The organism is Phycisphaerae bacterium, from assembly GCA_035384605.1.
Lineage (GTDB): Bacteria > Planctomycetota > Phycisphaerae > UBA1845 > PWPN01 > JAUCQB01.
Genome location: DAOOIV010000068.1, coordinates 20013 through 30037, shown reverse-complemented (window position 1 = coordinate 30037; position 10025 = coordinate 20013). Strand labels below are relative to the sequence as shown.

The 10025-nt window shown below is 61.5% G+C and carries 8 protein-coding genes; 3 read left to right on the top strand and 5 right to left on the bottom strand.

Translation table 11 applies throughout. The features are described from left to right. The first annotated feature begins 271 nt into the window (after positions 1-271). The 3 genes from PLL20_14560 (at position 272) to PLL20_14550 (ending at position 2843) form a co-directional block, all read left to right on the top strand. Positions 272-1291, top strand: coding sequence for a Gfo/Idh/MocA family oxidoreductase (locus tag PLL20_14560; protein ID HPD31211.1), 1020 nt, complete (start codon positions 272-274; stop codon positions 1289-1291). Positions 1292-1387: 96 nt separating this feature from the next. Beyond that, on the top strand, positions 1388-1681 hold the full coding sequence (locus PLL20_14555; protein HPD31210.1) for a DUF2442 domain-containing protein: 294 nt from the start codon (positions 1388-1390) through the stop codon (positions 1679-1681). A 70-nt stretch (positions 1682-1751) separates the two neighbouring features. Then, complete coding sequence (locus tag PLL20_14550; protein HPD31209.1) at positions 1752-2843, top strand: uroporphyrinogen decarboxylase family protein; 1092 nt, start codon at positions 1752-1754, stop codon at positions 2841-2843. Positions 2844-3186: 343 nt separating this feature from the next. On the opposite strand, the gene larE is transcribed toward PLL20_14550, so the two are convergent. The 5 genes from larE to PLL20_14525 all read right to left on the bottom strand — a co-directional run bounded on the left by larE (position 3187) and on the right by PLL20_14525 (position 10006). Then, positions 3187-4032, bottom strand: a complete 846-nt coding sequence (gene larE, locus PLL20_14545; GenBank protein ID HPD31208.1) for an ATP-dependent sacrificial sulfur transferase LarE — start codon at positions 4030-4032, stop codon at positions 3187-3189. Between the two features lie 163 nt (positions 4033-4195). Further along, positions 4196-5200: a type II secretion system protein gene (locus tag PLL20_14540; protein HPD31207.1), complete on the bottom strand. Its 1005-nt coding sequence runs from the start codon at positions 5198-5200 to the stop codon at positions 4196-4198. Between the two features lie 279 nt (positions 5201-5479). Next, on the bottom strand, positions 5480-6766 hold the full coding sequence (locus PLL20_14535) for a type II secretion system F family protein (GenBank protein ID HPD31206.1): 1287 nt from the start codon (positions 6764-6766) through the stop codon (positions 5480-5482). An 87-nt stretch (positions 6767-6853) separates the two neighbouring features. Then, positions 6854-8725: an ATPase, T2SS/T4P/T4SS family gene (locus PLL20_14530; GenBank protein HPD31205.1), complete on the bottom strand. Its 1872-nt coding sequence runs from the start codon at positions 8723-8725 to the stop codon at positions 6854-6856. 117 nt (positions 8726-8842) lie between these two features. After that, positions 8843-10006 carry a type IV pilus twitching motility protein PilT gene (locus PLL20_14525; GenBank protein ID HPD31204.1) on the bottom strand — a complete coding sequence of 388 codons (1164 nt, stop codon included), beginning with the start codon at positions 10004-10006 and terminating at the stop codon, positions 8843-8845. Positions 10007-10025: the final 19 nt, after the last annotated feature.

Sequence of the window (10025 nt, the reverse complement as noted above, 5' to 3'; positions counted from 1 at the left end):
CTGCCGATGACAGCCTGGCAACGGCCATGTCGCGAGTAGAACGTAGGGCAGGTCGAAGTCGCCGAAGGCGGCGCAGACCTGCCGATGACAGCCTGGCAACGGCCATGTCGCGAGTAGAATGTAGGGCAGGTCGGAGTCGCCGAAGGCGGCGCAGACCTGCCGATGACAGCCTGGCAACGGCCATGTCGCGAGTAGAACGTAGGGCAGGTCGGAGTCGCCGAAGGCGGCGCAGACCTGCCGATGACAGCCGACATCATGAGAGGACAGACCTGTGCCGAAGAAGACCTGGAACGTTGCGGTTGTTGGGCCTGGATGGGTGGCCGGGGCTTACGCGAAATCATTCTGCAAGCGGGACGATGTCCGAATCGGCTACGTCGTCGGAAGAACGTACGAGGGCGCCGCCGCGTTCACCCGTGAGCATAACCTGAATTGCCCCTGCTCAGACGATCTCTGTGCCGCCCTGAAGGATCCCTCAATCGACATCGTCGGCGTGTTCACACCCCATCATCTTCACGCCCCAATCACCCTCGCGGCCGCCAAGGCCGGCAAGCACATCATCATCGAAAAGCCGGTCTGCCTGACATTGGAGGACATGAAAGCCATACGGGCGGCGGTGCGCGAGGCGGGCGTGAAAACCATCATCGGCTTCGTCTTGCGCTGGAACCCCCTGCTCAAGATCATCCGCAGAAACATCGCGGAAGGCCGTCTCGGCCGGATCATCTTCGCAGAGACCGACTATCTGCACGGCATCGTCGGCAAGCCCTACACCAAACCTTGGCACACCACGCGGGCAACGGCCGGAACCAGTCTCCTGATCGGCGGCTGCCACGCCATCGACGCGATTCGCTTCCTGGTCGGCCGGCCAGTGGTGGAAGTGTCGGCGTACTCCGCCGGCCGCACCAATGCACTCGACTACCCAAGCACCGAACTGGCCCTGCTCAAATTCGACGACGGCAGCATCGGCAAGGTCGGTTGCTGCCTGGAGGCGAAATTGCCGTATGTGTTTAACGTGGAGGTCTACGGAACAGCCGGCAGCTTCCGCAACAACCAGTTCGCCGGCGACCTCTACGACGGCCAGACCGGCTTCGCGACTATCCCGACGATCCTGCCCGACTCCGGCGACGTATCGCACCACCCGTTCGACGGCGAGGTGGCCGAGTTGATCGATGCGCTTAATGCCGGCCGACGGCCGATGCCCGACATCGAGGATGCGGCCGAAACGATGGAAATCTGCTTCGCGGCGGAGATCTCGGCGAGGCAGAGGCAAGCGGTAAAGCTGCCACTGGGTTAGACCGTTCTCCAATTCGACGTTCCACCCGTCTTCCTTGCGCCCTTCCTTACTTGACGGTTGTTGGCACAGTATAATGGCTGTACAGAAAGGAGTTGTATGCCGAAGGTCACCATGTTTCCTCGCACAACCGAAGCCACCCCGATTCGCCAGTATCGCCTCAGACTCGTTTTCACTGACGGCACACAGGGAGAGGCCAACCTTCAGGACTGGGTTGTGGGGCAGGGCGGCGTCTTCGCCCCCCTCGAAGACCTCGGTTACTTTCGGCAGGTCACGGTCAACACAGAGCTCGGAACCATCCAGTGGCCGAACGGAGCCGATCTCTGCCCTGATGTTCTGTACAGCCTCGTCACAGGCCGGCCGATTCCTGCGCCCGAGAGCGCGACCCCCTGAATGAAACCACGGTCCTTCGGGGCAGGCCAGAGTCGCCAGAGGTGATGCGACCCGGCGACAGAGACAAACTATGCCTGACACTGGGCACATGTCCGTCCTCGGCAGTGTAAGCTTCGGCTGGCTGCACGCGCATGGGGGGTTCCTGTTCGACGAGGGCTTCTTTTTCGACCCGCGGCGCCGACTTGAACAGGAGCGCCGGATGCAGGCCTTCGTCGCCCAGCGGTTTCCCGACCTGCCCATCTACAGCATCGAGGCCCACCTCGTGCAGGTCGAAGGCCGGCGACGGCCGGTGGCCTTGGTCGGCGGCCTACAGCCAAATCTCATCCTCGGTGCGGCCGTTGGGGCCCGTTTTATCATTGCGCCCGACAAAGACCCGGATATCTCACCCGAACCGCTGGCCGGGCTGACCGACGTCGGTCCCTTGTGGAACATCGATTGGCCGGACACTTGGCCCGTCAGCCTCCTGCTGGGCCAAGTCCACGAGATGCGACAGACGCTCGGCCCGGATGTGGCTGTCATCCCGCCCTTCTTTTGGGACACCACAGGCCGGGCCACCACCCACGGCATCATCACCACCGCCCAAAAACTGATCGGCGAACGCGTCTTTCTCGAAATGGCCGACAACCCGGGCTTCGTCCGCGAACTGTTCGCTTGGATCGTTGACGCCTACGTCAAGCTGATTCAGCTCTTCGCCGACGCCGCCGGGATCACCGTCACCGGCCTGCACACCGGCGAGTGCTCCGGCTGCATGATGGGGCCGGACCAGTTCGCCGAGTTCGCCCTGCCCTGCCTCAACAATCTGGCCGATCGCGTCGGGCCGCTGCGACTCCACTCCTGTGGCAACTCCAATCACCTGCTCGACGTCTTTCGCGAAGTCCGAAACGTTGCCATCCTGAACCTCGGAAGCGGCACCAGCGTCGCCGCCGTCCGAGACCGGTTCGGGCCCATCCGCATCGACATCATGCCCCAAACCCATCTGCTCACCGCCGGAAGCCCCCAGGACATGGACGCCTGGGTCCGCCAATGTGTCGCCGACAACGGCGACGCCCGGCTGCAGTTCGAGTACCACCTGGACCTCAATCAGCCGGAGCAAAACTGCCTCCAGATACACAGGACACTGGAGGAGATGGGGATACACTCGCCGCGGTTGCAAGTGTATTGAGCACGGGACAGGGGTTCAGGGTTCAGGGTTCAGGGTTCAGAACCTTACGGCCAGACATCTGTGCGGCTTGCGCGCATGTTTCTTGATCGCAGAGCGCTTGGGTTGCGACCCGCAAAAAGGCGGTCCGCCTTGGGAAGAAAGGATGAAGGCGGAAGGATGAGTCGATACCGCAACGTAGCCGCCGAGCTTCGCCTCCTCAGCTCATCCTTCATCCTTCCTCCCTCATCCTTCATCCTTCCTCCTTCATCCTTCCGCCTTCAGCCTTTCGCCTTCCGCCTTCAGCCTTCTGCCTTCATCCCTCCGCCTCTGCCCAATGACACGTCCCGCGTCGCTCGACGCTGCCCTACTTGGCTTGAACGCCCGTTTGCGACGGGGACAGCATCTCGTTGAGACTTCCGCTGCGGAAGCCACGAATGTCGACGGCCACATACTGGTAGCCGAACTCTCGGAGGGTGGCGTCAACCTTGGCCCGTGTCGCAGGTTCGCACAATCGCTCGATCTGATCGGCAGGTACCTCGATCCGGGCCATGTTGCCGTGATGACGCACGCGACAGACGTGAAAACCGAGTGAGTGCAAGAAGGCTTCCGACCGCTCGATTTGGCTGAGCTTCTCGGGCGTGATCTCCTCGCCGTACGGCAGGCGGGACGCCAGACACGGACTGGAGGGCTTGTCGTGTGTGGGCAAACCCATCTGGCGGCTCAACTCACGCACATCAGCCTTGCTCATGCCGGCCTCGGCCGCGGGCATGCGAACGCCTTTCTCCTTGCTGGCCCGCAGGCCCGGCCGCCAGTCGGCGAAATCGTCAGTATTCACGCCGATGACCATGACCATCGCCCCCCGCCCGGCGATGAACTCGTCTAGCCTCCGAAACAGCGCTTGCTTGCAGTAATAGCAGCGGTTGGCCGGGTTGGCCCGGTAGTTGGGGTCATCCAGCTCATCCGTGCGGACGACCACGTGCTCGACACCCATCTGGGCCGCCAACTTCCGGGCCTCATCCAGCTCCCGGCGGGTCAGACTCTCGCTGTCGGCGGTTACGGCCACCACGTTGGCCGGCCCAAGCGTGTCCACCGCGACCTTCAGCAGGAACGTCGAATCCACCCCCGCCGAAAAGCCCACCGCAACCCGCTCCAACCCGCGGAGAACCTCCTTCATTCTCTCCAGCTTCGCCTGTAAACCTGCGTCGCTCACCCGCAACCTCACCTCATCGACAAAACCGGACCGGCGTCAAACCTCCAAGATTATACCCCCGTCCAAGCCCCGGACCACGCACGAATCCCCTCCCTGCCGCGCGCAGCAGAGGCGAGCGTGCAGCAATCGCAACCACATGAGTCCTGCGTAATCGCCGGCCGCGCTACTTCTTCTTGATCTGGATGTTGCCGATGTCGTCGGGCGTGCCGTACAGGTGATCCGGCCCCGCCGAAATGAGGATAAACGTGTCCGGACGCTGCGGACGCGGCAAGGCAAGCACGTTGCTGTCCCAAATCATATAGGAAAACGTGCGGAGCGTGGCCCCGGGATTGAGCGGGTTACCCAACTGGCCCAACGGATGGATCCGACCGGCCCCAAAATCAAGACCCTGCGGCCTATTCAACCTGGGACCGAATTGGTTGTCCACCGGGTTGACGACACCGGTAAACGTGAAGTTGTCGTACAGATCGTAGATGCCCAGCCCTGCGGCCCCGGGCGACAGAGCTGTCTGCACCCCTGCAATGAGTGTCCCGGCCGGATTCGCCCGATAGTACAGAATCGGCTGGTCAAACGCGTCAAGGAAACACGTAGAAGGCAACGGGGTACGACTGATATCCTTCTCGACAAAGAAGCACTTTTCCTTATCGTTCCATCGGGCCAATCTCATACTTTCGACGGCAACAAAAGGACCATAGCGAGGATGGATCGGCCTCCTACTATTCGGGTCGATCTGATAAAGAGCGTGTGTTCCCGAGTATCCCGTGTCGTCGCGCCAACTGCCGTTTCCGGTCAAATCCAGGAAACCGGGCGTCCCAAGCAGATCAGCTCCCGCCAGCGCCCAAACAAGGTACGAGGCCCCATTGAAGGGCACTTTGCCGGTGAGGCCAGACGGGTGGGGATTAGCCGCGGTGATAGAGCCGCGACCGAGAGGCACTTCGACTGCAGATTCCGGATACGCCCCGCCGACCACCACGTCCGCCTTGAAGGTTTCCAAACCCGTCTCCAGGACGCGAATCGTGTTCAGCGTTGCCGCGGATTTGGCTCTCCGGGAAGCCACATTGAGCGACGGGACCAGGATCGCCACCAGCAACGCAATAATACCGACGACGACCAGGAGTTCGACGAGGGAAAAACCCCTGCGGCGACAAACACAGACGCGGCAAGTCATCGTGACGCTCCTTATTGAGAACCTGCGACCGCAGGCTTATGGCCGCTTCGAGGCAGGCCGGGCAGGCATCCCAATAACCCCGCCCCACCTGATGGTAGCACACCATCGCAGCCAAGTCACCGTCCGGACCGGGCTTGCCCGACCCAAGCTCGGTCCCGCACACAGCCACCCCCGTCGCGATAAACCACTGAGGCCCAAGAGCTTACATCTCTCCAGACCCCGAACAGGCCATCCTGCAGGCCACTCTCGGCTCCGATGGCCCCGGGCGGACGCGCCGGTTCACACGCCCTCCTTCTGCCCGCCCGAAGAAACCGAGTTGATCAACTCGACCAGCGGCAGGAACAGGGCGATGACAATAAAGCCGACGATCGCTCCCAGCACGATAACGATCACCGGCTCAAGCAGGCTGACCAACCCGTCGACCAGCGTTTCGACTTCCTCATCGTAGTTATCGGCGATCTTCATCAGCATCTTGTCAAGATCGCCGGTCTCCTCGCCAACGTCGATCATGTTGATAACGATGTTGTCGCAGATCTTGGCCGCCCGCAGCGGGTTGGCGAACGACTCGCCCTCACGGATGTCGTCATGAACCGACTTGAGGGCTCGGGCATAGACCTCATTGCCGGACGTATCGCGGGTGATATTAATCGCCTCCAGGATAGGCACGCCGGCCGCCAACAGAGTTCCCAGCGTCCGGGTAAACCGGGCCACCGACGATTTCCCCAGGATGTTCCCCAGAATAGGAATCTTCAGCTTGATCGTGTCGATCGCGAATCGCCCGGACTCCGATTGTTTGATCAGTTTGACCAGCAGCATGAGCCCCACCGGCGACAGGAACACGATCACCCATCCTGGCGGCGTTCCATGAACGAACCACTCCGAAATGCTGATCAATGCCACCGTCGGAGCCGGCAGCGACGTCCCGAAGTCGGCGAAAATCGTCTTGAACTTCGGGATGACCGCGATCATCAGGCCCGACACGATGCCGATCGCGAAGGTGATCACCGCGATCGGGTAGATCATCGCGCCCATCACCTTTCTCTTGAGCCGCTGGGCCTTTTCCATGAAGTCGGCCAGACGTTGCAGGATCACGTCGAGCACGCCGCCGGCCTCACCCGCGGCCACCATATTGCAGTACAGGCGGTCGAACGCTTTGGGCTGGGCGGCCATGGCCTCCGAAAGCGTCGAGCCGCCCTCGACGTCGTCCGCCACGTTCCGAAGGATCAGGCGGAGCTTGCCCGGCTTCTGTTGCTGCTCCAGAATCCGAAGGCAACGCAGGATCGGCAGACCGGCGTCCTGCAGCGTCGAAAGTTGACGAGTGAACTGCACGATCTCCTTGCTCTTGACCTTCCCGAACCCGCCAACCGTCTTCTTCTTACCCTTCGCGCCGGCACCGCCCGCCTCGGCGGCTTTCTGCCCCCGCTTGCCGCCCTTCTGGCGGAGCTTGGTCGGGTAGTAGCCCTGTTGCCTGATCTTCGCCAGAGCGTCTTCCACGGACTGAGCTTCGATCTCGTCCTTGACTTCCTGGCCGGCCTGGTTCATGGCCTCGTATTGAAAGGTCGGCATGGTCAGCCTCCACGCGGGAAGACCCCGGGGTCACGCGTCTCCGCCCGGGCCGGAACGACCGGCCGCGGGCCGCATATCCCGGACCCCTTACATCTCCTCCATAATCGTCTCTTTCACTACCTCTTCGATGGTCGTGATCCCCTCATAAATCGCCAGCAAGCCCGACTCCCGCAACGTCCGCATCCCCATTTTGCGGGCCGCGTTCCGCAGTATGTTCGTCGACGCGTGCTTCATCACCAGGTCCCGAAGATCGTCGTTCATCAGCATCATCTCAAACAAGCCCATCCGTCCCCGGTAACCGGTGTTGTTGCAGTAGTCGCATCCCCGGCCGTACATGAACACCTTGCCGCGCACGTCCTCCGGCCTGAGGTCCAGCTCCATCAGCATCTCTTCCGTCGGGTGAAACTCCGCCTTGCAGTTCTCGCAGATCCTCCGAACGAGCCGCTGCGCGACCACCGCCTCCAGCGTGGCCGTCAACAAGAACGGCTCCAACCCCAGGTCCATCAGCCGGGCCACGGCCGACGGGGCATCGTTCGTATGAAGCGTCGTAAACACCAGGTGTCCGGTCAACGAGGCCTCCACGGCTATCTTGGCCGTTTCCAGGTCACGAATCTCGCCGACCAGGATGACGTCCGGGTCCTGACGCAGAAAACTCCTCAAGCACCGGTGAAACGTCAACCCGATGTCCGGGTTGACCTGGCACTGGCACAGGCCGTCGATGTCATACTCCACCGGGTCTTCGGCGGTCAGGATCTTGGTCTCGATGTCATTAAGCTCCGCCAGCGCCGCATACAGGGTCGTCGTCTTCCCCGATCCGGTCGGGCCGGTGTTGATGATGATGCCGTTCGGCTTGGCGATGAGCTGGCGGAAGATGTTCATGTCATCGTCCCGCAGACCGATCCGCGAAAGGCTCAGCTTCACGTTGCTGCGGTCCAGCACACGCATCACCACGCTTTCGCCGAACATGGTCGGCAGAACGGACACGCGCAGATCAACCGGGTTGCCGCCGACCGTCAACTCGATACGACCGTCCTGCGGCAGACGGCGTTCCGCAATGTTCAGGTTGGCCATGACCTTGATACGGCTGGCAATGGCCACCGCAATGTGCCGGGGGGGCGGCACCATCTCGTACAACACGCCGTCGATGCGATACCGGATCTTGTACTCGTCCTCGAAAGGCTCGAAATGAATGTCGCTCGCCTTGTCTCGGATGGCCTGCAGAAGAACCAGGTTGAGCAGCTTCTTGACCGGGTTGGACTCCGCCACCTCTTTGAGCTCTTCCAGGTCGATGCCGTCGCCGCGGTCGGCGAACTTGGCGAGGTCCTCATCATCGGCCAGCTCGTTGATCAGGTCGCTGATCGACTCGGCCTGATCCTCGGGATAGTACTTGTTGAGACTGGCGGCAATGTCGTCGGGGTTTGACAGATAAGGTTTGATCGCCAGCCCCATCAGCGTTTTCAGGTCATCGGTGGCCTGGAAGTTGGCCGGGTTGTCCATCGCGATCGAGAGCGTTTTCGTCGAAGGCTCATAATCGATCGGAATGATCTTGTAGGTGTGAGCAACCTTCGCCGGAACCAGAGCCAGCACCTCCTTCGGGACGTCGATCTTGTTCAGATCGATCGGCTCCATGCCCACCTGGGCGGCCAGCGCGATCTGTACGTCCGATTCGTCGACATACCCGAGCTCCACCAGGATCTGGCCGATCGGTCCGGGGTTCTTCTTCTGAATGTTGAGGGCCTCGCCGACCTGCGTACGGGTCAGCTTGCCCATCTTGATCAGAATTCGGCCCAGCGTGCGGCCTCGCAACTGGCTGATCGGCGGCATCCTGCTCCCCGGCCCACGCGGACGATCCGCGGGCGGCGCCGGGGGTTTGGTCGGCGGTTTCTCCATGCCCGCGCCGATGGCCGTTGCCGGCTTGCGGTCGGGTGTCTCCTGCGTTTTCTTCAGCGGCTCAGCCATGGTCAGGATCTTCCAGACTATTCGGCTGTTCGGCTATTAGACTGTTCGGCATCATGCCCCGATGGGGCATCTAACGGTCTAGAAGCCTAGAGGTCTAAAAGTCTAACAGCCTCCTCTTCATCCTTTCGGCATCGGCGGTAGGTCCGGCTCTCCGTCCGGCCCCTTCGGTTTACCCCCCGGGCCGCCGCCGGGACCAGCCTCAGGCGGCAAACCCTTCTGGATAGCCTCGATCTTGTCCTGCATCTCGCCCGGGTTGCGCGCGTGGTCGATGGCCTCCTCGGCCGAGATTATGTGATCCTGGTACAACTGCAATAGGTGCTCGTCCAGCAACTGCATGCCGAATTTCTTGCCCGTCTGAATGCTCGAATCGATACGGAACGTCTTGTTCTCGCGGATCAGGTTGGCGATGGCCGGCGTGACCACCATGAACTCATACGCGGCAACCCGGCCTTTGGGAATCCTGGCACACAGAGCCTGGGAAAGCACCGCAATCAGATTGGTCGAGATCTGCACACGAATCTGTTCCTGCTGCTCGTGGGGAAACTGATCGATGATGCGGGTGATCGTACCCTGACAACCGGTGGTATGTACCGTCGAGAACACCAGGTGACCCGTCTCGGCCGCGCGGAGCGCCGCTTCCATCGTTTCCAGGTCGCGCAACTCGCCGACCAGAATCACGTCCGGGTCCTGACGCAGGACCCGACGCAAGGCCTCCGCGAAACTCGGGACGTCCAGACCCACCTCACGCTGGTTGATCAGCGACTTCTTGTGGGTGTGGTAGTATTCGATCGGCTCCTCCACGGTGACAATGTGCCGGTCGAAGTTCTCGTTGATGTAGTTGATCATCGTCGCCAGCGTGGTGGTCTTGCCCGATCCCGTCGGCCCCGTGACCAGGAACAAGCCTCGCGGCCGGCGGCACAGGGCCTGGCAGATCGAGGGCAAACCGATTTCCTTGAAGCTCAGTAGCTTGTAAGGAATCAGACGCAGAACCAGAGTCACGTGCCCCTTCTGCCTGAAAACGCTCACCCGGAATCGCCCCTGGTTGCCGAAGGCAAACCCGAAGTCGGTGCCGCCTTCCTCCTGCAACTCCTGCTGGTTCCGATCCGGCGTAATGGCCTTCATGAGCGCCACCGTGTCATCCGGCTCGAGCACCTTCGTTTCAAGCGAGCGAAGGTGCCCGTGTACCCGAATCACCGGAGGCCTGCCCACCGTCAGGTGAATGTCAGACCCGTCTCGCCGAATGCACGTCTCAAGAATACGATCTATATGCAGCGTACCCATAACACCTGCCAATTCTTCC